Source organism: Gibbsiella quercinecans (assembly GCF_002291425.1).
Lineage (GTDB): Bacteria > Pseudomonadota > Gammaproteobacteria > Enterobacterales > Enterobacteriaceae > Gibbsiella > Gibbsiella quercinecans.
Genome location: NZ_CP014136.1, coordinates 1,942,753 through 1,967,120 on the forward strand (window position 1 = coordinate 1,942,753; position 24,368 = coordinate 1,967,120).

The following is a 24,368-nucleotide window of genomic DNA, read 5'->3' on the forward strand; positions in this document are numbered from 1 at the left end:
CGGCAGAACCAAGTTAACCGAAAGAGCCTGCCTCGCGCGGATCGCCTTCGCCGTGCAGCGCGCGCTGCAGATAGATGCCCAGCAGCAGGCCGATGCCGGACAGCGCCAGCACATAATAGGCCGGGGCCAACGGCGTGAGTTTCAGGATCAGCGTGACGAATATCGGCGTTAGCCCGCCAAACACGGCATAGGCAACGTTATAAGAGAACGAAATCCCGGAAAACCGCACTTCGGCCGGGAATGCCCGCACCATCACGTACGGCACCGCACCCACCACGCCGACGCTCAATCCCACCAGCGCATAGCAGGCGAATAGCATTTCCGGGTGCACGCCCACCGTGTGGTAGAACAGCCAGCTGCAGACGGCCAGGAAAACGCTACCGAACATCAGCGTTTTGCCGGCGCCGAAACGATCCGATGACAGCCCCGCCAGCATACAGCCCACGATCAACATAATCGTGGCGATACTGTTGGCCTGCAGCGACTGCGCGGCGTCAATGCCAAACTGCTTTTGCAGGTAGGTGGGCGTCATCAGGATCACCACCACGATGCCGGCCGACAGCATCCAGGTCAGCAGCATCGACACCACTACTTCCTTCTTGTTATGCCGTAGCACAGACTTCAGCGGCAGCTCCGCCGCCAGCAACTTGCGCGCCTGCATGGCGATAAAGACCGGGGTTTCCTGCAGCCAGCGGCGCAGGTACATGGCGATTAAGCCGAAAGCCCCGCCCAGGATAAAAGGAATACGCCAGCCGCCGTTCAGGATGCTCTGCGGGCTGAACACGGTATTAATGATGGTGGCCACCACGGAGCCAAACAGAATGCCGATGGTCAACCCGGCGGTCAGGATGCCGCAGGCCAGGCCAATGCGCTCACGCGGCACGTGTTCGGCCACGAACACCCAGGCGCCAGGCACTTCGCCCCCGATGGCCGCCCCCTGCAACACACGCATCAGCAACAGCAGCAGCGGTGCGGCAATGCCAATGCTGGCGTAGGTGGGCAACAGCCCCATCGCTAGCGTCGGCAGCGCCATCAGCAAAATGCTTAGGCTGAACATCTTCTTACGGCCAACCCGATCGCCAAAGTGCGCCATCACGATGCCGCCCAGCGGACGGGCCAGATAACCCGCGGCAAAAATCCCGAACGTTTGCACCAGGCGCAGCCATTCCGGCATATCCGGCGGGAAAAACAGTTCGCCCATCACCGCGGCAAAAAAAACGAAAATAATGAAGTCATAAAACTCCAGGGCGCCGCCGAGCGCGGCCAGCGACAGAGTTTTATAGTCCTGCCGGTTCAACCGACGATGATTATCGTGATGCATAGGCTACCGTTAGAGCAAACTGTAGGGAATCAAAACGCGCCCCGCCCGGCAGCTTGAACCGCCGGAACCGCCGCGCCGCCTTCCCGCTACGGGCGGATGTTGGGTATCGCGCCTCTGTAAACGAATCATTACTATAGCGGCAAATTATTTTCACACCAGCACAGTTGAGCGTTATTTTTCGGTTAGCCTCATTTCAGAGGTTTATTTCGCGCCGAGCATTTTTCGGGCGAAAAGCTGCTACCACAGCCGCATGCGTCTCTACATACGGGCCCTCCAGCAGCTGTACACAATACGGTACGCTGGCGAAAATACCGGGCACCAACACCTTACCCTGCTCGTCTTTTACCCCTTCCAGAGTTTCCTTGATCGACTTTGGCTGCCCCGGCAGATTAACAATCAGCGCCTGTTTGCGGATGACCCCCACCTGGCGCGACAGGATCGCCGTGGGCACATAGTGCAAGCTGATTTGCCGCATCTGTTCACCGAAGCCGGGCATGATGCGATCGGCAATCGCCAACGTGGCGTCCGGGGTGACATCGCGCCGCGCCGGCCCGGTGCCGCCGGTGGTCAGCACCAAATGGCAGCCCATTTCGTCCACCAGCTCGCACAGCGTGTGCTCAATCAGCGTTTGCTCATCGGGGATGAGGCGGCTTTCCAGTTTAAACGGCGTGGCCAGCGCACTGCCCAGCCACGCCTGCAGCGCCGGGATCCCCTTATCCTGGTAAACGCCGCCGGATGCGCGATCGGAAACCGAAACCAGGCCAATACGTAATGTGTCCATGCATACCTCCATAAGGTTGAGGGGGTCTTTGCCCTGCCAATTATCCAGAAAGTATACGGCGTCTGGTCTTTCTCTTGCGCGGCACGGCAAAATAAAAAAACGGCCGGCGCCTGCGGAAATAAAGGCGAACGTGGTTTGATAGTGAGATAAAGAAGGAAAGGCGTCGGGTTAGGCGAAGGCAGCCGCACAGCGGCTGCCCTCCTGCCCATTACAGCAGATCGGCGATCATTTTTTCCAGTTTGCCCTGATCGACGGCAAACTTGCGGATGCCGTCGGTCAGTTTTTCCACTGCCATTGGATCCAGGTTGTGCTGCCAATAGAACTCGGATTCAGTCAGCGGCGCAGGGCGCGCCTTCACTTCACCGGTGTAAGACAGTTTGCGCTCCAGCGGGCCTTCGCTTTCCGCCAGTTCTTTCAACAGCGCAGGCGCAATGGTCAGGCGATCGCAACCGGCCAGTTCGATAATTTCGCCCAGGTTGCGGAAACTGGCGCCCATCACTACGGTTTGGTAGCCGTGCTGCTTGTAGTACTGATAAATCTGGGTGACGGAAACCACACCCGGATCTTCTTGCGGCGCGAACTCTTTCTGATCGCCATTGGCTTTGTGCCAATCGAGGATACGGCCAACAAACGGCGAAATCAGGTAAACGCCGGCTTCTGCGCACGCACGCGCCTGGGCAAAGGAGAACAGCAGCGTCAGGTTACAGTTGATGCCGGCTTTTTCCAGTTGCTCTGCCGCACGGATCCCCTGCCAGGTAGAAGCCAGCTTGATCAGAATACGATCGTTGCTGATACCGGCTTCGTTATACAGTTTAATCAGGCGTTTGGCCTTGGCCACGCTGGCTTCGGTGTCATAAGACAGGCGCGCGTCCACTTCGGTGGAAATGCGGCCGGGCACCAGTTTCAGAATTTCCAGGCCAATGTTGACCGCCAGCTTATCGGCGGCATCGGCGATCTGCTGCTCGCGATCGCTGCTTTGCTCGCGCGCCCAGGCAATGGCTTCATCGATCAGTTTGCGGTATTCAGGAATTTGGGCTGCGTTGAGGATCAGCGAAGGGTTGGTGGTAGCGTCTTGCGGTTGATACAGCTTCATCGCAGCGATATCACCCGTATCCGCAACCACCGTAGTGAGCTGGCGTAGGGAAGTTAATTTATCGGTCATGTTGGTATTATCTCATCGTTTGTGCATGAACTGGGGGCACCATACAACCTTGCCTTCACCTGATAATAACATGCGCAAAGCCCGGCGCAAGGCCGGAGAGGCCGGGCCCGGCTGGAAGGGATTTATCCCTGCGATGGCAACCGTTTACGCCGCGAACCGGCATCAATTAAGCATAAAAAAATCCGGCGCGCCGCGGGAATCAAAACCCGGTTCACGGCCCCGGAAACACCGCCCGGCCAGCAAGAAAAACGCAATGCCATGAAAACCTCCTGATTTTTCCCGATCCGTCGCCGGTATTCCTATCATGCCCCCTATCAAACCTATCGCCCCTTTTTTCCACACTTTTTGCTACAGTAACCTCACATTGATTAACAGGATCTGGCCATGCTGATTATTATTTCCCCTGCCAAAACGCTCGACTACGACAGCCCACTGGCAACCGAACGCTTTACCCAACCCGAACTGTTGGATAAATCGCAGGCGCTGATCGCTATCTGCCGCGAACTGACCCCGGCGCAAATCTCCAGCCTGATGGGGATCAGCGACAAACTGGCCGGGTTAAACGCCGCACGTTTCCACGATTGGCAGCCTAAATTCACCCAGAAGAATGCACGCCAGGCACTGCTGGCGTTTAAAGGCGATGTCTACACCGGCCTGCAGGCGCAGGATTTCAGCGAAGATGATTTTGACTTTGCCCAGCAGCATCTGCGGATGCTTTCCGGCCTGTATGGCGTGCTGCGCCCGCTGGATCTGATGATGCCTTACCGGCTGGAAATGGGGATCAAGCTGGCAAACCCACAGGGTAAGGATCTCTACAGTTTCTGGGGGAATACCATCACCGAAAAACTGAACCAGGCGCTGGAACAGCAAGGGGATGACGTGGTGGTGAATCTGGCTTCGGATGAGTACTTCAAGTCGGTCAAAACGGCTGGCCTGCACGGCAGCCTGATTAAACCGGTCTTCCTGGATGAGAAAAACGGCAAATATAAAGTGATCAGCTTCTACGCCAAGAAGGCCCGCGGGCTGATGAGCCGTTTCATCATCAAAAACCGCCTGACCAAAGCCGAACAGCTGGCCGACTTCAACCTTGAAGGATACGCTTTTGATGAAGCCAGCTCGCAAGGCAATGAGCTGGTGTTCAAACGCCCGGAGCAGTAAGCCGCACCGGGCCAGGGCCCGGTTGTCAGAACGTACCCGGGCGGCCAATGCGCCGCCCGGATGCCCATCAGGCCGGCAGCGCCATCAGGAACTTACGCAGCTCGGCAAAATCAGCCGGCAGCGTATGCGACAACAGCGGCAGGTTTGCCCGCACCGCCAGCGCATTTGGCAACGGCAGTTCCTGGCCGAGAATAGCTTCCACACTCTCTTTGAACTTCGCTGGGTGCGCGGTGCCCAGGAACAGGCCAAACTCCCCGTCCTGCAGTTGATCACGCAGCGCGCGATAAGCGATCGCCGCATGCGGCTCGGAAATGTAGCCCAGCGCCGCCAACGCGTTCATCGTTTCTTTGGTGGTGTCATCGCTGACCGCGGCATAGGCCAGATCTTTCAGCTGCCAGTCTTTGCGGCGGAACAGTTCTTCCACCCGCGGCCAGTTGTTCGGCTGGCTAACGTCCATGGCGTTCGACAGCGTAGCCACCGTGGCATGCGGCTGCCACTGGCCGTTGGCCAGGAAGCGCGGAACGGTATCGTTGGCGTTGGTGGCGGCGATAAAGCGTTTCACCGGCAGGCCCAAAGACTTCGCCAGCAGGCCAGCGGTCAGATCGCCGAAGTTGCCGCTTGGCACCGACACCACCAACTGGTTACGGGCTTCCTGCGGCAATTGCGCTACCGCTTCAAAGTAGTAGCAGATCTGCGCCAGCAGGCGGCTGATGTTGATGGAGTTGGCCGAGTTGAGGTGCAAGGCATCCTTCAGTTCCTGATCGTCAAACGCCTGTTTCACCAGCGCCTGGCAGGCATCAAAATCGCCGTCGATCGCCACGGTCTGGATATTGCCGCCCAGGGTGCAGAACAGTTTTTCTTGCAGCGGGCTAATCTTGCCCTCTGGGTACAGGATCACGACGCGCACGTTTTTCAGGCCGTAAAACGCATGCGCCACCGCCGCACCGGTGTCGCCGGACGTAGCAGTCAGAATGGTGACGGGCTGATCGCCGGCCACCTCCGCCAGCATCTGCGCCATAAAACGGCCGCCGAAGTCTTTGAACGCCAGCGTCGGCCCGTGGAACAGCTCCAGGCAGGCAACGTCTGCTTCTACCGGCGCGACTGGCGCCGGGAACTCGAACGCCGCCTTAACGCGTTTATACAGCGCGTCTTCGCTGATCTCATCGCCGATAAACGCAGACAGGATACGCGCACTGCGGGTAACAAAATCCTGTTCGAGCAGGCGATCGATCTCGGTCAGTTCAAATTCCGGCAGTTCCAGCGGAAAGAACAGACCCTGCTGTTTACCCAGGCCTTGTTTGATCGCCTGTGCAAAGCTGACCTGTTCGTTATGATCCTTAAGGTTATAGAGTTTCATGCGTTATCCCAGTTGTCGTGCGCCTGCGGTATCCAGACGGCAAATATGAACAAAACCTTCGTCGTTTTGCAGATAATTATTTTTCAGCCAGTCGGCCATCCGCTGCGCCGTAGCGCCATCGTCGCAGACCGCGAACAGCGTCGGGCCGGAGCCGGAAATGCCGCACGCCAGCGCGCCGATGCCCTGAGCGGCCTTGCGCGCTTCGGCAAAGCCCGGCAGCAAACGGGTACGGTATGGCTCGGCAATCACATCCTGCATCAGCTTGGCCGCCAAACGCGGCTGCTGGGTATGGCAAGCGTGGATAAAGCCCGCCAGGTAGCGCCCGTGGCTGATGCAGTCCTGGCGGCGGTACTGTGCGGGCAGGATCGCGCGCGCTTCGGCCGTCGATACCTTAATGCCCGGATAGGCCATCACCCACAGCCAATCCTTAAAACAGGGCACTTCCTGGCTGATAAAACCGTCTTCTTCCAGCATCAGTTGCAAGCCGCCCAGATAGCACGGCGCCACGTTGTCATAGTGCACGCTGCCGGAAATGCGCCCTTCCAGCTCACCCATCAGCCCAAGCAGGGCCATTTTATCCAACGGGCGATCGCAGAATTCGTTCATTGCCATCAGGCCGGCGACCACCGAACAGGCGCTGGAGCCAAGGCCAGAGCCGATCGGCATGTTTTTTTCCAGCCGCATGGCCACCGGCACGTCCCGGCCGATAGCCTGGCAGAAACGCTCCCAGCATTGGTACACAATGTTTTCTTTCGGATCGGCCGGCAGTTTGCTGACAAAGCGCCCGGCGTTTTCCAGGCTGAACGCGTCTGCCGCTTCAACGCTGACGCAATCCCCCAGCAACGTGCCATCAATCGGTGAAACCGCCGCACCCAGCACATCAAAACCGACGCTAACGTTGCCAATTGAGGCCGGGGCATACACCTTAACCATATTAAACTCCTAACTTCCATGACAATGTGCGCAACAGATCGGCAAATACCCCTGCCGCGGTCACATCATTACCGGCGCCATAGCCACGCAATACCAGCGGCAACGGCTGATAGTAGCGGCTATAGAAAGCCAAGGCATTTTCGCCGTTTTTAACTTTATACAATGGATCGTTACCGTCGACCGCATCAATTCGCACCTGGCAGCGCCCATCTTCAATCACCCCGACATAGCGCAACACTTTGCCTTCGGCGCTGGCGGCGGCCACGCGGCGCGCATATTCGCCGTCCAGTTCCGGCAAGCGCGCCAGGAAGGTGTCGACATCGCCGGTCGCGTCAAAGGAAGGCGGCAATACGGACTCCACGTCGATATCGTCCAGCTCCAGCTTGTAGCCGGCTTCGCGCGCCAGGATCAACAGTTTGCGCGCCACGTCCATCCCAGACAGATCGTCACGCGGATCCGGCTCGGTGTAACCGTTGGCTTTCGCCTGCAGCGTGGCGGCCGACAGCGACATGCCTTCGTCCAGCTTACCGAAAATAAACGACAGGGAACCGGACAGAATACCAGAAAAACGCACCAGCTCATCACCGGCGTTCAACAGGTTCTGCATGTTCTCGATAACCGGCAAACCGGCGCCGACGTTGGTGTCGTACAAGAATTTGCGGCGTGAACCCGCTGCGGCGCTGCGCAGTTGCTGATAATAATTCATCGACGAGGTGTTGGCTTTCTTGTTTGGCGTCACCACGTGGAAACCGTCGGCCAGGAAATCGGCATACTGATCCGCCACCGCCTGGCTTGAGGTACAGTCGACGATCACCGGGTTGAGCAAATGATACTCTTTCACCAGGCGAATCAGGTGGCCCAGGTTGAACGGCTCTTTCGCCTGCGCCAGCTCATCGCGCCAGCCATCCAGGGAAATGCCATGCACATTGGTCAACATTGCACGCGAGTTGGCGATGCCACAGACACGCAGATCGATATGCTTTTGCTTCAGCCATGGTTGCTGGCGGTAGATTTGCTCAATCAACGCGCCACCCACGCCGCCAACGCCGATCACGAACACTTCAATCACCTGATCGGTGTTGAACAGCATTTGATGGCTGACGCGCACGCCGGTGGTAACGGCATCGTTACTGACCACCACCGAAATGGAGCGCTCGGAAGAGCCTTGGGCGATAGCGACGATATTGATGTTGGCGCGCGCCAACGCGGAGAAGAAGCGGGCCGAGATGCCGCGCAGGGTGCGCATGCCGTCGCCCACCACGGAAATGATCGCCAGGCCTTCCATCACGTCCAGCGGCTCCAGCAGCCCATCTTTCAACTCCAGGAAGAACTCGTCTTCCAGCGCGCGGCGCGCCCGCTGCAGCTCGTTTTGCGGCACGCAGAAACTGATGCTGTATTCCGAAGAGGATTGGGTGATCAGCACCACCGAGATCCCGGCGCGCGACATCACGGCGAACACGCGGGCGGCCATGCCAACCATCCCTTTCATGCCCGGCCCGGAGACGTTGATCATCGCCATATTGTTCAGGTTGGTGATGCCTTTTACCGGCATATCCGGATCCCGACATTCCGCGCCGATTAGCGTGCCGGGGGCTTGCGGGTTGGAGGTGTTTTTAATCAGGCAAGGAATTTGGAACTGGGCAATCGGGGTGATGGTGCGGGGGTGAAGAACTTTGGCGCCGAAGTAGGAAAGCTCCATGGCCTCCTGATACGACATCGATTTCAGTAACCTGGCATCCGGCACAGTGCGCGGATCGCAGGTATAAACGCCGTCGACGTCGGTCCAGATTTCGCAACAGTCGGCACGCAGACAGGCGGCCAGCACCGCCGCTGAGTAGTCGGAGCCGTTGCGCCCCAATACCACCAGCTCGCCTTTGTCATTGCCCGCGGTAAAGCCGGCCATCAGTACGATATGGTCAGCGGGGATAGCGGCCGCGGCGATACGCCGGGTGGATTCGGCGATGTCGACGGTAGACTCCATATAGCCGCCCTGCGCCAGCAGTTTTTCAACCGGGTTGATCACCGTCACCGGGTAGCCCTTGGCTTTGAAAACCCCTTCCATGATGGCGATAGACAGCTTTTCACCGCGGCAGATGATGCCCGCATTCACGCCGTCCGGGCACTGCCCGAGCAGCGCCACGCCGTGCAGCACGTGTTTCAGTTGAGCAAACTCCTGATCCACCAACGCTTTCAAACGATCGTACTCAAAACCGGGAACCGCCTGCGCCAGCCCGCTCAACAGCTCGGCGAAGATGCGCTCTGCGTCGCTCATGTGCGGCTGAATATCTTGGCCGGCCACCGTTTTATCAATCATTGCCACCAGGTGATTGGTGATTTTAGCGGGCGCGGACAAGACCGTGGCCACCTGGCCCTGACGGGCATTATTTTCCATAATATCGGCAACGCGCAAAAAACGTTCCGCATTCGCCACCGAGGTTCCGCCAAATTTCAGCACTCGCATTTTTCGTTTATCTCCCAAATTTAAGCCGAAAAAAAAGCCCGCACTGGTTAGGCGCGGGCTTTTTTCTAGTGTTCCTGTACGCGTCAGCCCGCCCCGTTACCAATGGTACCGGTGGTGGTAATAATTGTGGTGTTCAGGCTGATATAGCGCATCTGTTCTGTCTGTCTCATTAGAAACTCTGTCCCCTCTATTGGTTAAAGCAATCGGCCCGCCAAGTCAAATTATTTCGTGTTTTTGTTTATTCCGCGCGCGCAGGCCTATTCAGTGGAGATAACAACACAAATGCAAAAAAGCAGGATAAAAATCAGATTCTCACGGAGTTTCCTGGACTATATCACCAGCAAAATGCGATTCCACACGAGAATCACTTCGCCAGTTTTTTTTCTATGTCGTGCAATAATTGGTGCAACATCACCGTATCCCGCTGCTGCAGGCTACCCAGGCGCTGATGCAGCCAATCGCGCAATTTTTGGTCATCGGCCACCTCCAGGCACTGCAATAGTCGCTCGGCGCGTCCGCGCAACGCCGAAAGTTGCCCTACGTCGGCGCAAGGCTCAGGCTGCGCGGCCACGTTCATCAATTGTGCAAGTTGGTAGCAATACACCATCACGGCCTGGCCTAGGTTAAGCGAGGGATAATCTGCCTGCATCGGTACCCCGGTCAGCAGATCCGCCAGCGCCAGCTCTTCGTTGGTTAGGCCGGAGTCTTCGCGGCCGAACACCAGCGCGGCCTGCTGTACCCAGCCTTGCCGCTCCGCCATCACCTGCGACAATTCCTGCGGCGTGCAGTAATAGTGAAAGCGCGCCCGGCTGCGCGCGGTGGTGGCGACGGTAAAATCCACGCCGGCCAGTGCGGCCTCCAGGCTTGGGTAACACTGTGCCTTATCAAGGATATCGCCCGAGCCATGCGCCACCCAGCCCGCCGCCGGTTGCAAGTGGGCTTCGCTGTTAACAATCCGCAGCGAGGTAAACCCCATGGTTTTCATCGCCCGCGCTGCCGCGCCGACGTTTTCCGGCCGTGCCGGCTCTACCAGAACAATATGAAACTGCATCAACACTCCAGAAAATCAGGTAGGATAATATCCAGGCTATACAAAATCGCTTATTACTTTACAAAAAATCAACATCACATAAAGCAGCGCTAATGTTCATCATCAAATAACGCGGTGGGGCCAGGAATAACCAGTAATCGGCACAAATAAATTATTCATTATTTTTATCAATTATAATCAATAAGATATGCCTTTAGTTTTCGCATTATGTCCTAAGCCGACATTATTAACGATAATATTGCTGAATCGTTCATAGAATTTGTCATTCCGTGGCATAAGGTGGCATTCCTGTAAGTGTTTTTCACAAATCTGTTAACGTGCTACAATTGAATTTGATATATGTCAACAAACCGTAGTTTTGTTGGGTGATGATTTCGTCACACACTGTTATATTGCTGTTAATAGGGTTAGGATATGCGCCGTTTTGGCACCTTTGGGGTTATAGGGAATAACATCCCCACCTAGCTAGCGATCTTGTTGACATTAGATGGAAAGTGCATCAAGAACGAGTTTACGTACTTTAGTCGTTTGGTAAGAGGGTTCCGAGCGCTATCTCAACCCTTGGTTAAAAAAACAAAGACTTCTGTACTTCCTATTTTCTATTTTGTTGGCAATTTTAGGTAGCAAATATGCAGACCCCGCACATTCTGATTGTCGAAGACGAGGTAGTTACTCGTAACACCCTGAAGAGCATTTTTGAGGCGGAAGGCTACATCGTTCATGAAGCCAATGATGGTGCAGAAATGCACAACATTCTGTCTGAAAATGATATCAATCTGGTCATTATGGACATCAACCTGCCAGGCAAAAACGGCCTGCTGCTGGCGCGCGAACTTCGTGAACAAGCCAGCGTCGCATTGATGTTCCTGACCGGTCGTGACAACGAGGTGGATAAAATCCTCGGCCTGGAGATCGGCGCCGATGACTATATCACCAAGCCGTTCAACCCGCGTGAACTGACCATCCGCGCTCGCAACCTGCTGTCGCGCACTATGAACCTGAACAGCACCGGCGAAGAGCGCAAACTGGTTGAAAGCTACAAGTTCAACGGTTGGGAGCTGGACATCAACAGCCGTTCGTTGGTCAGCCCTGCCGGCGAGCAGTACAAACTGCCGCGAAGTGAATTCCGCGCCATGCTGCACTTCTGTGAGAACCCGGGCAAGATCCAAACCCGTGGCGAACTGCTGAAGAAAATGACCGGCCGCGAACTGAAACCGCACGACCGTACCGTTGATGTGACCATCCGCCGTATCCGCAAGCATTTTGAATCAACGCCGGATACCCCGGAAATCATCGCCACGATCCATGGCGAAGGTTACCGCTTCTGCGGCGATCTGGAAGAATAAATCTCCGGTTCCGCCCACCCCGGGAGCCGCTCACGCAGCTCCCGGCGGTATTGTTTTACCGGTTTTCACCCCACGGGATGATCGGCACGGCGCTGATCGCGTTCTTTGGCGATCCGTCCACAACCTTGTCTGAATAGGTCAGGTACACCAGCGCATTGCGTTGCTCGTCGTAAAAACGCACAACCTGCAGCTTTTTAAACACCAGCGACGTGCGTTTTTGGAACACTACGCTGCCCTGGTCCTTACCGTTTTTAATCTTATCGTTCAGCGCAATCGGCCCGACCTGCGAACAAGAAATCGCCGCATCGGCAGTATCTTCAGCCAGCCCCAGGCCGCCTTTGATCCCACCGGTTTTTGCCCTGCTGATATAACAAGTTACATTTTTGACATCCGGATCGTCGAAGGCTTCCACCACGATTTTGTGGTCTGGCCCAAACAGTTTAAATACCGTATCCACCGATCCTACCTGCTCTGCCTGAGCGCTATTTACCGCTGCACAAGCAAGGCCTAATAGCAATAACCATCCCTTATTCATTTACTTAACTCCAATAATATTCACGCGGGCAAACCGTTGGCCCAGCGCCACACGAAGAGAACCGGCAGGCGCAAGGCTGGAAATACTCTGGCTTAGTCGGCCCCTTTTTATCACAGCACGCCGAAAAAATCTTTGGCAGTCGCGGATGAAAAAAATTGCTATTATGCGGCATCGTTATTTTTGCGCCTGCGGTTGGGCGCACTCCGACTCAGTGCATTGCGCAACGCGTATACCCACGGTAAAGCGTGCACCACTCCGCCGGCTATGGACATGCCCAACGAGCGCAGGCACCCGCGTAATGAATAAACAGTTTGGGTTTTTACCCTAAAAAAGTTTTACGAGGAAGATCTATGGATCAAGCCGGTATCATTCGTGATTTACTAAGCTGGCTGGAAAGCCATTTGGACCAACCTTTATCGCTGGATAACGTGGCGGCAAAAGCGGGCTATTCGAAATGGCATCTTCAACGGATGTTCAAAGATATTACCGGTAACGCCATCGGCGCATATATCCGGGCCAGGAGACTCTCCAAAGCGGCCGTGGCACTGCGTTTAACCAGCCGGCCGATTTTGGATATTGCCTTGCAATATCGCTTTGATTCGCAGCAAACCTTTACCCGCGCCTTCAAGAAGCAGTTTGCGCAAACGCCTGCTTTATACCGCCGGGCCGAGGACTGGAGCGCGTTCGGTATTTGCCCGCCTATCCGCCTGGGCGCATTTACCCTGCCGCAACCGGAGTACATCACTCTGCCGGAACAGCACCTGATCGGCCTGACGCAGAGCTATTCCTGCACGTTGGAGCAAATATCTAGCTTCCGCAGCGAACTGCGCATGCAGTTCTGGCGCCAGTATCTTGGCGAGGCGAAGACGCTGCCGCCGGTGCTTTACGGGCTTCATCATGCCCATCCCAGCCAGGAAAAAGACGACGAGCAGGAAGTGCTCTACACCACGGCAATGGAACCGCGCTATCTGTCGGACAACGTGCAGGAAGGCCAGCCGCTGATCCTGCAGGGCGGCGAATACGCGCTGTTCCGCTACAAGGGGCCCACCGACGGCCTGCAGGATTTTATCCTAACGCTCTACGGCACCTGCTTGCCGGCGCTGAAGCTAACGCGCCGCAAGGGCCACGATATCGAACGTTTTTACCCGAAAGGCGAACGCAATTCACCGCACAAAGAAGTGGAATGCGAATACCTGATACCGATCCGCCGCTAGCGCTGTAGTTCGTCCAACGCGGGCATATCCAGATGCGAGACATCGCCCGCGGTTTCGACGATCCACCCTGCCGCCAGCCACGCGCTTTGCTGGTGATCGATACGCGACAGCGAACAGTTGCGCAACCGCAGGCGCCGCTCGGCATAGGGCGGCAGCCCGAGCACGGTACTGATCAGGCAGCCCAATGCAATGCCGTGGCTGACCAGCAGCGGCCTGCTGTTTTCCGGCAGCGACAGGCAGCTGTCCAGCGCAGCACGCATGCGTGCGCCCAGCTCCACCATCGATTCACCTTGAGGGATACGGCCATCAGCAGTACCATCGACCATCTGTTTACGCCAGCCTTCTTCTTCCGGCGACAGGCCGTCGATCAGGCGCTCTTCCAGAACGCCCATATGCAGCTCGCGCAGGCGCGGATCTTCAATCACCTCACAACCACAGGCATCGGCAATAATCTGCGCGGTGCGGCGGGTGCGGCCCAGATCGCTGGTGATAACGTGCGTAATGCCTTCTTTACTGGCGCGCCTGGCAACCAGGTGGGCCTGATGTTCACCCACTGCGGTCAGCGGGCTGTCGGACTGGCCCTGGATACGGCGGGCAACGTTCCATTCCGTTTCGCCGTGGCGAACGAGGTATACCTGTAACATTGTTGTTTTCCGTTATACTGCGTGAAACTTGTGTTTGTTTTTGCCGGCGCCCGTGGTAAACCCCGGTGCATCGGAGAACGCTTCAGGCTGCATTTGTTTGGCTAAGCCAAACTTCCCGGCTCGTGGCTTGTATCTGCACTCATGGCCGCCCACCGCGTTCATCCGCTCGATACGCTACGGCCCTACTTTAAGGATGCCAGACCCGCTATGTACCATGTTGTCGCTGCAACTACCAACCCGGCAAAGATCAAAGCCATTCAGCAGGCCTTTGCCGACACTTTTGGCGCAGAACAGTGCCGCATTGAATCCGTCGACGTCGCCAGCGGCGTATCGCTGCAGCCTATCGGCAACATAGAAACCCGCACCGGCGCACGCCAGCGCGTGATGGAAGCGCGCCAGGTCCGGCCGGAAGCCGACTTCTGGGTAGGCGTGGAAGCCGGGATCGAAGAGAACATGACCTTTGCCTGGATGGTGGTAGAAAACCCGCATACCCGCGGCGAATCACGCTCTGCCAGCCTGATGCTGCCGGAAGCTATTTTACAAGGGATCCGGGCAGGGAGCGAACTGGGAGATGAAATGGCGGTGCTTACCGGAAACAGCGATGTAAAACGGCAGGGCGGCGCCATCGGCGTGTTTACCGACGGGCGTTTAAGCCGCTCCAGCGTGTACTATCAGGCCTTGCTGCTGGCGCTGGTGCCGTTTCACAACCCAATTTACCAACAGCATCACACCGGGCGCCTGACCCCATAGGGTTACTCGGGCGCGTCACCGAGCAATTGCTGCTCCAGCCACTGTTTCAGCGCCGGGGAAGCCGCCTTCAGGCTATTGGAGCCACGCGTGATGGTGGCGATCCCGGTGCCCAGTTCATTCTTCAGCTCGCGCTGGCTCATCTTGCCGCGCATCAGTTCCTGAATAATCCGCAAGCGCGTACCCAGTGCGGTACGCTCATCCGGCGTCAACAACAGCTGCAGCAGCGGTTGATGCAAATCCCGTTCAAACGCCCCCTGCAGCAGCGCAATAAAGTGCTGCCAGTCTTCGTTGCCGAGTTCTGAAAGAGCGGGATCGTTACGCGATACTTGCGCCATGGCAGCCACCATACTATTTAACGAGTACAGCAGCATACCATAGCGCTGTCAAAATCAATAACGCCTCTGCCATTCGGCATCGGTCAGCACTTTTACCGGTTGATGCATGAAATAGCGGTAGAAAGCATCATACGCCAGGACATTTTTAACATAAGAGCGGGTTTCCGAAAACGGAATACTCTCAATGAACGCCACCGCGTCAATCCGCCCAGCGCTGTTGCCCAACCAGGTATTCACCCGTGACGGGCCCGCGTTGTATGCCGCCGAAGACAGAATACGGTTGCGGCCAAACTGCTGGTACACATATTCCAGATAGCTGGTGCCAATGGTGATATTGGTTTGCGGATCAAACAGCTGGCTCGGGCTGGAATACCCTGGGATATTACTCATTTGCACCGTATGCTGCGCCGTACGCGGCATCACCTGCATCAGGCCGGCGGCCCCCACCGGCGATTGCGCTTTCGGGTTCCAGGCGCTTTCCTGGCGGGCGATCGCCATCGCATAGCTCTGCGTAATCCCTTTATCGTCGGTCGCTTGGCGGAACTCACGCGCCCAGGCCATCGGGAAGCGCTCTTCAAGGTTATCCCATAATTTGCCCACGATCGTCGCCTGCACGCTAAGATCGGCCCAGCGCTGTTCAAAGGCATAACGCGCCAGCGCCTCTTGCTCCGGCCGGCTGCGGCTGGCGACAAAGCCGCCCCATTCACTGCGCGCCAGGTTATCCATATTCCAGTACATCAGTTCGCGCACCCGGGCAATTTCCGGGCCGCTGACCAACGCCGTGCGCGGCTTGGCGGCGATAGCCACCATCACCGGATACCGAACGCCAAGCTTTTGTGCGGCAACCATCGGGTAGAAACCGCGATCGTTAACCAAACGCCGCAGTATCTCTTCACCCTGAGTGCGATCGCCGTCTTCCAGCATCACGCTGGCACGCCAGTAGCGCCATTCGTCTTTATTGCGGGATTCTTCCGGCAGACGCGCCAGCCAGGTTCGTAACCCCTGCCGGTCGCCAGCGCCCAGCGCCATGCGCACGCGCCGCTCCAGCAACAACGGTGATTGGCTGCGCAGGATAACCCGATCGCGCCATTGCGCCTGCTCGCCGGTGGCGTCATTGCCCATCAGGCGCCATGCGACGGCTTCTTCCAGCGCCAGCTTTTCGCTGTCGCTCATTTTTTGCAGCCGGGCTAGCGTTGGCAGCATGGCACGGGCATTTTCCACATCCTGCCGCGCCAGGCGGGTAAACACGATGCGGGTAGCCGAGCGGGTAAAATCGGTTGGGCCTACGCGGCGGGCAAAGCCCTCCACCGAGGTGGGATCGTTTTGCAGAGTAACCAGCGCATCCCCCATCGTGCGGTAGTCATCAGGCAGTTGCCGGGCCAGCGTGTTCACCAGTTTGGCATCGCCGTCTTCCAGTGCCAGTTTCATCCGCGCCAAGGTGGTCAGCGGGGTCTGCTTACCCGCCGCTTGCCACACGCCAAACAGCCTGTCGCAAGCCCCCGGCAATGGTTTGCCGGTGAGCCAGATATTATCGGCCCCTGCCCAGGCTGCCTGCTGGTCACCGGTGGCCCATTTGGCATAATAGTAGTTACAGCGCGCGGCGACAGGTTTCGGCTCCTGCGGGCTAAACGCCAACAGCGCGGCCCAATCACCGCGCCGGGCCAGCTCGTTGACAAAGCGGGGCGCCAGCGAACGCGCCGGCGGCAGCGTCGGGTGCCGCTTGATAAAGGCGCTGACCTCAGAAACGCCCACGGTGCTCAGATTCTGCGTCAGCTGGCGGTATTCCAGATAAGGATAAAGCGGATAATCTTGCAGCGTCGGCATCAGTTGCTGCACAACATCCATCTGATTGCTATCCCACGCCTGCTTAATCTGCAGATAACGCTGGCGCTGGGCATCCAGCGAATCAGCCCATACGGCGCTTGAAAGCGCCGCCAGGCACAGCCCAACCGCCCAACGCCGCCACTTGTCCACCTTGACCATACCTACTTTATCCTCATTGTTTTCTTCCCCGCGGCCCTGCCCTGCGAAAGCCACACGCCGCCGTGCCCTCGGAGCCAAAGCACAGCCTAACATAGACAACACAATCGCTTATCCATTCATTAATGTAGCCGAAGTTTACGCTGGCGCCCTCTTTAGCCGGCCACTGGTGGAAGTATCCTTTTGAGACAGCGGGAAAAGATGAAAAATAGCTAAGATTAATCCTAGAAAGCAGCACAAAAAGCGCACATCAGATACCGCTTATAATACAATCCGCGCCTGTTTGGCTCAGAGAGTATTGATACCGTTATGCGGTTGGCGCGCAAACGACTTTGCGCTTGCTCACGTCAACTGGGCCAAATCTTTCATTGTTACACGGCTGCAACGCGTTTGGGCCAGCTGATTAGGATGGCTGATGAAGAGAGTAACCACTGCCCCATTACGGGTTTCGACCGCAAGACAGGCCGCCACGCGCTTACGTTTTTTTCGCCAACTCATCGTCGTGCTGATTGCGCTGTTGTCGCTGTCTGGCCAGGCGCGCCCGGGGCCCAACGAACTTTATCAAAAACGCACGCATTCCGTCGCCACGGTGGTGATCGGCATCATCAGCTATACCCGCTGGCCGACGGAGCCCAACCCGATTCGCCTGTGCATCACCGCCAACCCGCAATACGCCGAGCGGCTGTTTGATCCTGTGCTGCTCACGGCCCCCCGGCCAATCAAAACGGCGCTCATGCCGATAAACAGTCAGTTTCTGCCCGGCCAGTGCGATGTGATTTACCTGGGGAATATCAGTTCCAGTCAGCAACAGGCGCTGCTCCACCGCATAAGCGGCCACGCAATTCTCAGCATCAGTGAAAATGACAACGAATGTTCTGCTGGCAACGCTTTCTGCCTGCAGATAGCTGGCGACCACGCCAGCTTCAAAGTCAACCTGGACGCCCTGGCGCGCAGTGGGGTGCATGTACACCCTAATGTGCTACAGCTGGCAAGGGACCCGGAGCTGCCACTATGAGCCTGTTACGCAAGAAACAATCGCCTGCCCCTCGCCCCACGCTGGGCAGCGTGTTACAGCGGATGAACCTGGGGCTGGCGCTGATCGCCGTATGCACCGCGGGCGTATTCCTGACGCTGGTTGCCCTGTTCGCGCTGCGGGCTTATGCCAATCATAACCTGCACCTGATCGCACGCTCCATCAGCTACACCGTGGAAGCCGCCGTGGTGTTTGAGGACCGTAATGCCGCACGCGAAGCGCTGGCATTGATCGCCTCGAACGAAGAGGTGCTGGATGCCCATATCCTGGATAGCCACGACAAGGTGTTGGCTTCCTGGCAGCACCCGCAAAGCGGCCCGCTGCACGGTATGGAGGAAGTGGTCGCCCACTGGGTGCTGCCGGAACCGGTGACATTGCCGATCGTCCATGAGGGCAAACTGGTCGGTAAAGTTTGCCTGAGCGGCAACGGAAGCAGCCTGCTGCGTTTTCTGCTGCGGGGAATAGGCGGCATGATCGCCTGTATGGTGCTCAGCACCCTGTGTGCGCTGGTGCTGTCACGCCGCATGCTGCGGGGCATTGTCCGCTCGCTTGATGACATCGCCAACGTCGCCCACGCGGTGCGCAGTAACCGTACCTTCGGCCTGCGCGTACCTTCGGCGCCGATCGCCGAACTGCATGAACTGAGCCGGGATTTCAACGGCCTGTTGGACGAACTGGAAGCCTGGGAAGCCAAGCTGAAACAGGAAAACGACTCGTTGACCCACCGCGCGACTCACGACAGCCTGACCGGGCTGGCAAACCGCGCATTTTTCGAAGGGCGCCTTAGCCGTACGCTGCGCGATAACCAAGCGCCGCAAAAGGTCGCACTGCTGTTCATCGACGGCGACCGCTTCAAAGAGGTGAACGACACCTACGGCCATGCTGCCGGTGATGAAGTGTTGGTTTCAGTCGCCGGGCGGATCCGCGCCCAACTGCGGGAAACCGATCTGGTTGCACGGCTGGGCGGCGACGAATTTGCCGTTCTGTTGGCGCCGATCGACAAACTGGCCGACGTCACGCGCATTGCCGACAACATTATCAGCAGCATGGAACAGCCGATTTTGTTGCCCAACGGCGTGAAGATCACCACCTCGCTGAGTATCGGCATTGCACTGTATCCCGACCATGCCGCTACGCCGCAGACGTTGTTGCAGCGGGCCGATACCATGATGTACCAGGCTAAAAGCCTTGATAACGGGGGCTGGCAAGCCGCAACGCGCAAATAAAACCAACCATAAATGAAAACCAGGGAATTGATTATGTTAAGACACACACGCATACGGCCATTTTCATTGTTGGCGCTCTTATTTAGCGCTCTGTTGCTTCTGAGCGCCTGCCAAAGCAAACACCAGGGGTTAACGCCGGAGCAGATCGCACTGTTGCAATCCCAGGGGTTCAAACTGACGGATAACGGCTGGGAGTTCGGCTTTTCCAATAAGGTGCTGTTTGGCAACAACGTTGATGAACTGACGCCGACGAGCGCGGCAATCGTGGAAAAAATGGGGCGTGCACTGCTCAGCGTCAACATTACTCAGTTCCGCCTGGATGGCCACACGGACAACTACGGCGAAGACAGCTATAACGATCGGCTCTCGCTGCGCCGTGCCGATAGGGTGGCCGATCTGCTCGCCAGTGTCGGTATTCCCCGCGCCAATATTACCACCCGCGGCATGGGCAAACGCCTGCCGGTCGTGGATAACCGTACCGCCAGCGGCCGGGCGGAAAACCGACGCGTGGCTATCATCATCACGCCCTAGACGTGAGCCGGCATATGCCGCGTTATAGCGAAAATAATTCGTGTTCCCGGCTGGCGGCAACTTGAAGTCTGGCCGGGATATCGTCATGATCGTGAGATGTTAGGCTGTGCCCCGTTACTGAAACGGGCTACACTTCAGCTCCAGACATTTTTGTCAAACTGATATAGAGAGGCTCAGAGCAACGTGGCTCAATACGTCTATACCATGCACCGCGTCGGCAAAGTGGTTCCGCCGAAGCGGCATATACTGAAAAACATCTCCCTGAGTTTCTTCCCTGGCGCCAAGATCGGCGTGCTGGGCCTGAATGGCGCCGGTAAGTCTACGCTGCTGCGCATCATGGCCGGCATTGATACAGAAATTGAAGGCGAAGCGCGCCCGCAGCCGGGGATCAAAATCGGCTACCTGCCGCAGGAACCGCAGTTGAACCTGGAACACACCGTGCGCGAATCGGTGGAGGAAGCGCTCGCTGAAGTGGTCGGGGCGTTGAAACGCCTGGACGAAGTGTACGCGCTGTATGCGGAAGAGGACGCGGATTTCGACAAGCTGGCGGCTGAACAGGGCAAGCTGGAAGAGATCATCCAGGCACACGATGGCCACAACCTGAATACTCAGTTGGAACGTGCGGCCGATGCGCTGCGCCTGCCGGACTGGGATGCCAAAATCGCCAACCTCTCTGGGGGCGAACGCCGCCGCGTAGCACTCTGCCGCCTGCTGCTGGAAAAACCGGACATGCTGCTGCTGGACGAACCGACCAACCACCTGGATGCGGAATCCGTGGCCTGGCTGGAACGTTTCCTGCACGACTTCGAAGGCACCGTGGTGGCGATTACCCACGACCGTTACTTCCTCGACAACGTGGCCGGTTGGATCCTGGAGCTTGACCGTGGCGAAGGGATCCCATGGGAAGGCAACTACTCCTCATGGCTTGAGCAAAAAGACCAGCGTCTGGCGCAGGAAGCGTCTTCCGAAGCCGCCCGCCGCAAATCGATCGAGAAAGAGCTGGAGTGGGTACGCCAGGGTGCCAAAGGCCGCCAGTCCAAAGGCAAGGCCCGTTTGGCCCGCTTTGAAGAGCTGAACAACACTGAATACCAAAAGCGTAACGAAACCAACGAGCTGTTTATTCCACCGGGCGCGCGCCTGGGCGATAAAGTGTTGGAAGTCAGTAACCTGCGTAAGTCCTACGGTGACCGCGTGCTGATTGACGATCTCTCCTTCTCTGTACCGAAGGGCGCGATTGTCGGCATCATCGGCCCGAACGGCGCCGGTAAATCAACGCTGTTCCGCATGATGTCCGGCAAAGAGCAGCCAGATTCCGGCAGCATCGTGCTGGGGGATACCGTCAAGCTGGCGTCTGTCGATCAGTTCCGCGACAACATGGACAATAGCAAAACCGTGTGGGAAGAGGTTTCCGGCGGCCAGGACATCATGCGCATCGGCAACACCGAAATGCCAAGCCGCGCCTACGTCGGCCGCTTTAACTTTAAAGGCGTCGATCAGGGCAAACGGGTTGGCGAACTGTCCGGCGGTGAGCGCGGCCGTTTACACCTGGCCAAACTGCTGCAGGTTGGCGGCAACATGCTGTTGCTGGATGAACCGACCAACGATCTGGATATTGAAACCCTGCGCGCCTTGGAAAACGCCCTGCTGGAGTTCCCGGGCTGCGCCATGGTGATCTCGCATGACCGCTGGTTCCTCGACCGTATCGCCACGCACATTCTGGATTATCAGGATGAAGGCAAGATTGAGTTCTTCGAAGGCAACTTTACCGAATACGAAGAATACAAGAAGCGTACGCTGGGCGCCGATGCGCTGGAACCTAAACGCATCAAGTACAAAAAGATCGCCAAATAAGCCTGTTGCTTTAGGAAAAGCCCGCAGCCGCGCAACTCCGTTCACTTAAGCTGTTTTGAGTGAACGGGATACAGGTTTTTGAGATACGAACGGCCCTGTCTTTGGGCCGTTTTCTTTTCTCCGGCAGGATAAACTGCGAGCCTGTTTCCGCGTTCCAGACAAAACATCCCTGAGTTTCTACCTCATACGCTATTACCGCAGCAGAGATCCAATGATCGAACTGAATGTGATATCTCCAGCAAAGTTTTTAGCCGCAGCCGTATTTTCACTGAGATGAGTGCGTAGCTGTTTCAGCGCGCTTTTTTTGTCCGGGGTATCGGCCTCAAAATCAATCTTCTGATAACCTAAATCCAGTAGCTCTGCGCTTTCCGTATCACCATCGGTGGCTCGCACATCATCTGCTTTGACGTAGAACTGATAGTGGGGCATGTGTTCACTCCTTGTTAACGGCAGCATCTTCATTTACCGGTGACCGCCTTCGGCGGTTCTGAAAGAGATCCAACCGCCAGAATCGCTTTGCAGCACCGTCTGATTCCATACTGATGTTGCACCTCCAGATGAGGTTATGCAAAAACGGGCTGAACCGCAAAAAGTCCCGGCGGATTGTCGTCTACGCGTTGGGGCGTTCATGGCAGCGGCAATGCCCGATCGTAGTCGGCAAATACTGGGTGTTGCACCGCGACGTCGATAAAACACGCCAGGGCCGGTGAGTTGAGCTTGCGGCTCGGATAGACCAGATAAAGCGCATTGCCTTGCGCCTGCCATGCCGGCAATACCGCCACCAGTTTTTTTTGCGCTACCACTTCGCGGCTGAGAAACGCCGGCAGCAGCGTGATGCCCGCGCCGGCGATCGCACACTCACGGGCATAGAGCAGGTTGTCGGTGGTGTGCGCCAGCGGCAGTTGCCAACGGAAATACTCCGCGCCGCGCCGCAGGATCAGCGCTGACCAGGCGCGATGCGCGATGCAACGGTGCTGTTGGAGCTGCTGCGGGTGTTCAATGCTCGGGTACTGCGCCAAATAATCTGGCGCAGCTAACAGATAGCGCGGCGCGTACCCCAGGCGGCGACCAATGAGGGTGGAATCCTGCGGTTTACCAGTGCGTAATGCGGCATCAAATCCCTCCTGCACCAGATCCACCATCGCGTCAGAAACCGATATTTCCAGCGAGACATCCGGATACTGGCGCTGAAAATCCGCCGCCAGCCGGGGCAGCAGAGTCGCCCCCAGCCCGGCAGGCGTGGTGATGCGCAGCCTGCCGCTGGGGTTGTCGCGCAGGCGTTGCAGCGCCATATCGGCACGTTCCGCGGCGGAAAGCATCGCCTGGCAGTGTTCCAGATAGCGTTCGCCGGCAAAAGTCAGGTTAAGCTGACGGGTGGTGCGGTTGAGCAGGCGCAACCCCAGCTTCTGCTCTAGTTGGCTGACACGCTGGCTAACGCTGGATTTTGGCAGCCCCGCCCGCTGGGCGGCGGCGGTGAAGCTGCCGCATTCAGCGACCAGCGCGAATAGCGCCATATCCTGCAACTGTTTAAACACTATTGTTCGCCTTAGATGAACACTCAGTTACCGATTGTCCATCTTATCACCGTCGCCAGAGAGGGCTAGACTAAAAGTATCTATTCGTAAGGAGCACACTCATGCCGATTAAAGCCATTGCCGTAGATCCAAAGCATCCAGCCACTTTCATCGAGATCGCCCCGGAGCAACCGACGCCGGGCAAAGATGACCTGCTGGTGGCGGTCAAAGCGGTATCCATCAACCCGGTGGATACGAAAGTCCACGCCGGCCTGCAAAAAAACGGCCTGCAGCATCCACGTATTCTGGGTTGGGACGCAGCCGGGATCGTCCAGGAAGTGGGCAGCAACGTCAGCGGGTTCAAGGTGGGAGATGAAGTGTGGTATGCCGGCGACATCACCCGCCTCGGCAGCAACAGCACTCACCAATTGGTGGATGCGCGCATTGCCGCGCACAAGCCCAAAAGCCTGGACTGGGCGCAGGCGGCCGCCATGCCGCTCACCGCGCTGACCGCCTGGGAAGCGCTGTTCGAACACCTGAAGATCCAGGAAGCCGGCGCAGAAAAAACCCTGCTGATTATCGGCGGCGCTGGCGGCGTGGGCTCATTGGCTATCCCCTTCGCGGCCCAGCTTAGCCAGGTCACCGTGATCGCCACCGCTTCACGCCCGGCGTCGGCCGACTGGTGCCGTGAGCGTGGCGCCAAACTGGTGGTGGACTATCACGATTTGAAGGGTAACCTGGCGAAGGAAGGTATCAAGCAGGTGGATTATATTTTGTGCCTGAACGACACCGACGGGCACTGGGCCGCCATCAGCGATCTGATCGCCCCGCTGGGCCACGTCTGCACCATTGTTGAAAACGCCCAGCCGCTGGATCAGGACATACTCAAACAAAAAAGCGCCGCCCTGCATTGGGAATTCATGTTCACCCGCAGCATGTATACCACGCCGGACATTGCCCGCCAGGGCGAAATCCTGCAGCAGGTGGCCGACATGGTGGATAACGGCAAACTGGGCACCACGCTAAGCGAAACGCTGCATGGGCTCACGGTAGAGAACCTGCTTGCCGCACATAAAAAAGTGCTGGCAGGCCATATGCAAGGCAAGCTGGTGATCGCCTACTAGGCCGGTAAACCGGTGATGCGCCGTGTCTTTTACGGCCTTGATGTTGGCGCACGGCTTAGCA

General features: G+C 57.3%; 24 protein-coding genes and 1 other annotated feature. Of the genes, 9 read left to right on the plus strand and 15 right to left on the minus strand.

The annotated features are described in order from the left end of the window. Positions 1-13 precede the first annotated feature (13 nt). The 4 genes from ACN28Q_RS09010 to ACN28Q_RS09025 all read right to left on the minus strand — a co-directional run bounded on the left by ACN28Q_RS09010 (position 14) and on the right by ACN28Q_RS09025 (position 3,524). Positions 14-1,321, minus strand: coding sequence for an MFS transporter (locus ACN28Q_RS09010; RefSeq protein WP_095846041.1), 1,308 nt, complete (start codon positions 1,319-1,321; stop codon positions 14-16). Between the two features lie 193 nt (positions 1,322-1,514). Then, on the minus strand, positions 1,515-2,102 hold the full coding sequence (gene mog, locus ACN28Q_RS09015; protein WP_095846042.1) for a molybdopterin adenylyltransferase: 588 nt from the start codon (positions 2,100-2,102) through the stop codon (positions 1,515-1,517). Between the two features lie 208 nt (positions 2,103-2,310). Next, positions 2,311-3,264 (minus strand): transaldolase, encoded by a 954-nt coding sequence (gene tal, locus ACN28Q_RS09020; protein ID WP_095846043.1) that lies wholly within the window; start codon positions 3,262-3,264, stop codon positions 2,311-2,313. A gap of 122 nt (positions 3,265-3,386) precedes the next feature. Beyond that, entirely contained in the window at positions 3,387-3,524 is a 138-nt protein-coding gene (locus ACN28Q_RS09025) for a hypothetical protein (protein ID WP_165907030.1), read from the minus strand. Between the two features lie 124 nt (positions 3,525-3,648). On the opposite strand from ACN28Q_RS09025, the gene yaaA reads away from it, so the two are divergent. Continuing rightward, positions 3,649-4,422, plus strand: coding sequence for a peroxide stress protein YaaA (gene yaaA, locus ACN28Q_RS09030; RefSeq protein WP_095846044.1), 774 nt, complete (start codon positions 3,649-3,651; stop codon positions 4,420-4,422). A 67-nt stretch (positions 4,423-4,489) separates the two neighbouring features. On the opposite strand, the gene thrC is transcribed toward yaaA, so the two are convergent. From thrC to ACN28Q_RS09055, 5 genes are all read right to left on the minus strand, one after another. Beyond that, positions 4,490-5,779, minus strand: coding sequence for a threonine synthase (gene thrC, locus ACN28Q_RS09035; RefSeq protein WP_095846045.1), 1,290 nt, complete (start codon positions 5,777-5,779; stop codon positions 4,490-4,492). A gap of 3 nt (positions 5,780-5,782) precedes the next feature. Then, positions 5,783-6,712, minus strand: coding sequence for a homoserine kinase (thrB, locus tag ACN28Q_RS09040; protein ID WP_095846046.1), 930 nt, complete (start codon positions 6,710-6,712; stop codon positions 5,783-5,785). A 1-nt stretch (position 6,713) separates the two neighbouring features. Further along, positions 6,714-9,173, minus strand: coding sequence for a bifunctional aspartate kinase/homoserine dehydrogenase I (gene thrA / locus ACN28Q_RS09045; RefSeq protein WP_095846047.1), 2,460 nt, complete (start codon positions 9,171-9,173; stop codon positions 6,714-6,716). Positions 9,174-9,200: 27 nt separating this feature from the next. Continuing rightward, positions 9,201-9,318, minus strand: a sequence feature (Thr leader region). After that, the gene (gene thrL / locus ACN28Q_RS09050) at positions 9,257-9,343 is read right to left on the minus strand and encodes a thr operon leader peptide (RefSeq protein WP_095846048.1); all 87 of its coding nucleotides are present in this window, start codon (positions 9,341-9,343) and stop codon (positions 9,257-9,259) included. Its footprint overlaps the feature before it by 62 nt. Before the next feature lie 194 nt (positions 9,344-9,537). Continuing rightward, the gene (locus ACN28Q_RS09055) at positions 9,538-10,224 is read right to left on the minus strand and encodes a tRNA/rRNA methyltransferase (RefSeq protein WP_095846049.1); all 687 of its coding nucleotides are present in this window, start codon (positions 10,222-10,224) and stop codon (positions 9,538-9,540) included. A gap of 629 nt (positions 10,225-10,853) precedes the next feature. Between ACN28Q_RS09055 and arcA the strand changes: the two genes are divergently transcribed. Then, positions 10,854-11,570 carry a two-component system response regulator ArcA gene (arcA, locus tag ACN28Q_RS09060; protein WP_095846050.1) on the plus strand — a complete coding sequence of 239 codons (717 nt, stop codon included), beginning with the start codon at positions 10,854-10,856 and terminating at the stop codon, positions 11,568-11,570. Positions 11,571-11,625: 55 nt separating this feature from the next. On the opposite strand, the gene creA is transcribed toward arcA, so the two are convergent. Continuing rightward, positions 11,626-12,105, minus strand: coding sequence for a protein CreA (creA, locus tag ACN28Q_RS09065; RefSeq protein WP_095846051.1), 480 nt, complete (start codon positions 12,103-12,105; stop codon positions 11,626-11,628). A gap of 350 nt (positions 12,106-12,455) precedes the next feature. On the opposite strand from creA, the gene robA reads away from it, so the two are divergent. Next, complete coding sequence (gene robA / locus ACN28Q_RS09070; protein WP_095846052.1) at positions 12,456-13,319, plus strand: MDR efflux pump AcrAB transcriptional activator RobA; 864 nt, start codon at positions 12,456-12,458, stop codon at positions 13,317-13,319. Here the strand turns inward: robA and gpmB are convergent. Next, positions 13,316-13,963 carry a 2,3-diphosphoglycerate-dependent phosphoglycerate mutase GpmB gene (gene gpmB / locus ACN28Q_RS09075; protein WP_095846053.1) on the minus strand — a complete coding sequence of 216 codons (648 nt, stop codon included), beginning with the start codon at positions 13,961-13,963 and terminating at the stop codon, positions 13,316-13,318. The genes robA and gpmB overlap by 4 nt on opposite strands. A gap of 207 nt (positions 13,964-14,170) precedes the next feature. Here gpmB and yjjX point away from each other — a divergent pair, with 207 nt between their 5' ends. Continuing rightward, positions 14,171-14,713: an inosine/xanthosine triphosphatase gene (gene yjjX / locus ACN28Q_RS09080; protein WP_095846054.1), complete on the plus strand. Its 543-nt coding sequence runs from the start codon at positions 14,171-14,173 to the stop codon at positions 14,711-14,713. Positions 14,714-14,715: 2 nt separating this feature from the next. Here the strand turns inward: yjjX and trpR are convergent, their stop codons facing one another. Together trpR and sltY are read right to left on the minus strand one after the other, a co-directional pair. After that, positions 14,716-15,048: a trp operon repressor gene (gene trpR / locus ACN28Q_RS09085; RefSeq protein ID WP_095848973.1), complete on the minus strand. Its 333-nt coding sequence runs from the start codon at positions 15,046-15,048 to the stop codon at positions 14,716-14,718. A gap of 54 nt (positions 15,049-15,102) precedes the next feature. Then, positions 15,103-17,022 (minus strand): murein transglycosylase, encoded by a 1,920-nt coding sequence (sltY, locus tag ACN28Q_RS09090; RefSeq protein ID WP_095848974.1) that lies wholly within the window; start codon positions 17,020-17,022, stop codon positions 15,103-15,105. A 421-nt stretch (positions 17,023-17,443) separates the two neighbouring features. Between sltY and yfiR the strand changes: the two genes are divergently transcribed. The 4 genes from yfiR to ettA all read left to right on the plus strand — a co-directional run bounded on the left by yfiR (position 17,444) and on the right by ettA (position 21,669). Beyond that, positions 17,444-18,043: a regulatory sequestration protein YfiR gene (yfiR, locus tag ACN28Q_RS09095; RefSeq protein WP_095846055.1), complete on the plus strand. Its 600-nt coding sequence runs from the start codon at positions 17,444-17,446 to the stop codon at positions 18,041-18,043. Beyond that, positions 18,040-19,287 carry a diguanylate cyclase DgcN/YfiN gene (dgcN, locus tag ACN28Q_RS09100; protein WP_095846056.1) on the plus strand — a complete coding sequence of 416 codons (1,248 nt, stop codon included), beginning with the start codon at positions 18,040-18,042 and terminating at the stop codon, positions 19,285-19,287. The genes yfiR and dgcN overlap by 4 nt, the downstream gene beginning before the upstream one ends. Positions 19,288-19,320: 33 nt before the next feature. Continuing rightward, entirely contained in the window at positions 19,321-19,818 is a 498-nt protein-coding gene (gene yfiB / locus ACN28Q_RS09105) for an outer membrane lipoprotein YfiB (RefSeq protein ID WP_095848975.1), read from the plus strand. Positions 19,819-20,001: 183 nt separating this feature from the next. Next, positions 20,002-21,669, plus strand: coding sequence for an energy-dependent translational throttle protein EttA (gene ettA, locus ACN28Q_RS09110; RefSeq protein ID WP_095846057.1), 1,668 nt, complete (start codon positions 20,002-20,004; stop codon positions 21,667-21,669). Positions 21,670-21,861: 192 nt separating this feature from the next. On the opposite strand, the gene ACN28Q_RS09115 is transcribed toward ettA, so the two are convergent. After that, the gene (locus ACN28Q_RS09115) at positions 21,862-22,098 is read right to left on the minus strand and encodes a hypothetical protein (protein WP_095846058.1); all 237 of its coding nucleotides are present in this window, start codon (positions 22,096-22,098) and stop codon (positions 21,862-21,864) included. 197 nt (positions 22,099-22,295) lie between these two features. Further along, a complete protein-coding gene (locus ACN28Q_RS09120; RefSeq protein WP_413541190.1) occupies positions 22,296-23,183 on the minus strand; it encodes a LysR family transcriptional regulator in 888 nt (295 codons plus the stop codon). A gap of 122 nt (positions 23,184-23,305) precedes the next feature. Here ACN28Q_RS09120 and ACN28Q_RS09125 point away from each other — a divergent pair, with 122 nt between their 5' ends. After that, positions 23,306-24,307 (plus strand): zinc-binding alcohol dehydrogenase family protein, encoded by a 1,002-nt coding sequence (locus ACN28Q_RS09125; protein WP_095846060.1) that lies wholly within the window; start codon positions 23,306-23,308, stop codon positions 24,305-24,307. Positions 24,308-24,368 lie beyond the last annotated feature (61 nt).

Bases quoted from the DNA above. Each gene is read 5' to 3' on its own strand.
- thrB (WP_095846046.1), bottom strand. From the start codon at position 6,712: ATGGTTAAGGTGTATGCCCCGGCCTCAATTGGCAACGTTAGCGTCGGT.
- ACN28Q_RS09055 (WP_095846049.1), bottom strand. From the start codon at position 10,224: ATGCAGTTTCATATTGTTCTGGTAGAGCCGGCACGGCCGGAAAACGTC.
- trpR (WP_095848973.1), bottom strand. From the start codon at position 15,048: ATGGCGCAAGTATCGCGTAACGATCCCGCTCTTTCAGAACTCGGCAAC.
- gpmB (WP_095846053.1), bottom strand. From the start codon at position 13,963: ATGTTACAGGTATACCTCGTTCGCCACGGCGAAACGGAATGGAACGTT.
- thrA (WP_095846047.1), bottom strand. From the start codon at position 9,173: ATGCGAGTGCTGAAATTTGGCGGAACCTCGGTGGCGAATGCGGAACGT.
- ACN28Q_RS09025 (WP_165907030.1), bottom strand. From the start codon at position 3,524: ATGGCATTGCGTTTTTCTTGCTGGCCGGGCGGTGTTTCCGGGGCCGTG.
- thrC (WP_095846045.1), bottom strand. From the start codon at position 5,779: ATGAAACTCTATAACCTTAAGGATCATAACGAACAGGTCAGCTTTGCA.
- yaaA (WP_095846044.1), top strand. From the start codon at position 3,649: ATGCTGATTATTATTTCCCCTGCCAAAACGCTCGACTACGACAGCCCA.
- ACN28Q_RS09115 (WP_095846058.1), bottom strand. From the start codon at position 22,098: ATGCCCCACTATCAGTTCTACGTCAAAGCAGATGATGTGCGAGCCACC.
- ACN28Q_RS09125 (WP_095846060.1), top strand. From the start codon at position 23,306: ATGCCGATTAAAGCCATTGCCGTAGATCCAAAGCATCCAGCCACTTTC.
- robA (WP_095846052.1), top strand. From the start codon at position 12,456: ATGGATCAAGCCGGTATCATTCGTGATTTACTAAGCTGGCTGGAAAGC.
- creA (WP_095846051.1), bottom strand. From the start codon at position 12,105: ATGAATAAGGGATGGTTATTGCTATTAGGCCTTGCTTGTGCAGCGGTA.
- yfiB (WP_095848975.1), top strand. From the start codon at position 19,321: ATGTTAAGACACACACGCATACGGCCATTTTCATTGTTGGCGCTCTTA.
- yjjX (WP_095846054.1), top strand. From the start codon at position 14,171: ATGTACCATGTTGTCGCTGCAACTACCAACCCGGCAAAGATCAAAGCC.
- ACN28Q_RS09010 (WP_095846041.1), bottom strand. From the start codon at position 1,321: ATGCATCACGATAATCATCGTCGGTTGAACCGGCAGGACTATAAAACT.
- tal (WP_095846043.1), bottom strand. From the start codon at position 3,264: ATGACCGATAAATTAACTTCCCTACGCCAGCTCACTACGGTGGTTGCG.
- ACN28Q_RS09120 (WP_413541190.1), bottom strand. From the start codon at position 23,183: ATGGCGCTATTCGCGCTGGTCGCTGAATGCGGCAGCTTCACCGCCGCC.
- yfiR (WP_095846055.1), top strand. From the start codon at position 17,444: ATGAAGAGAGTAACCACTGCCCCATTACGGGTTTCGACCGCAAGACAG.
- dgcN (WP_095846056.1), top strand. From the start codon at position 18,040: ATGAGCCTGTTACGCAAGAAACAATCGCCTGCCCCTCGCCCCACGCTG.
- arcA (WP_095846050.1), top strand. From the start codon at position 10,854: ATGCAGACCCCGCACATTCTGATTGTCGAAGACGAGGTAGTTACTCGT.
- mog (WP_095846042.1), bottom strand. From the start codon at position 2,102: ATGGACACATTACGTATTGGCCTGGTTTCGGTTTCCGATCGCGCATCC.
- thrL (WP_095846048.1), bottom strand. From the start codon at position 9,343: ATGAGACAGACAGAACAGATGCGCTATATCAGCCTGAACACCACAATT.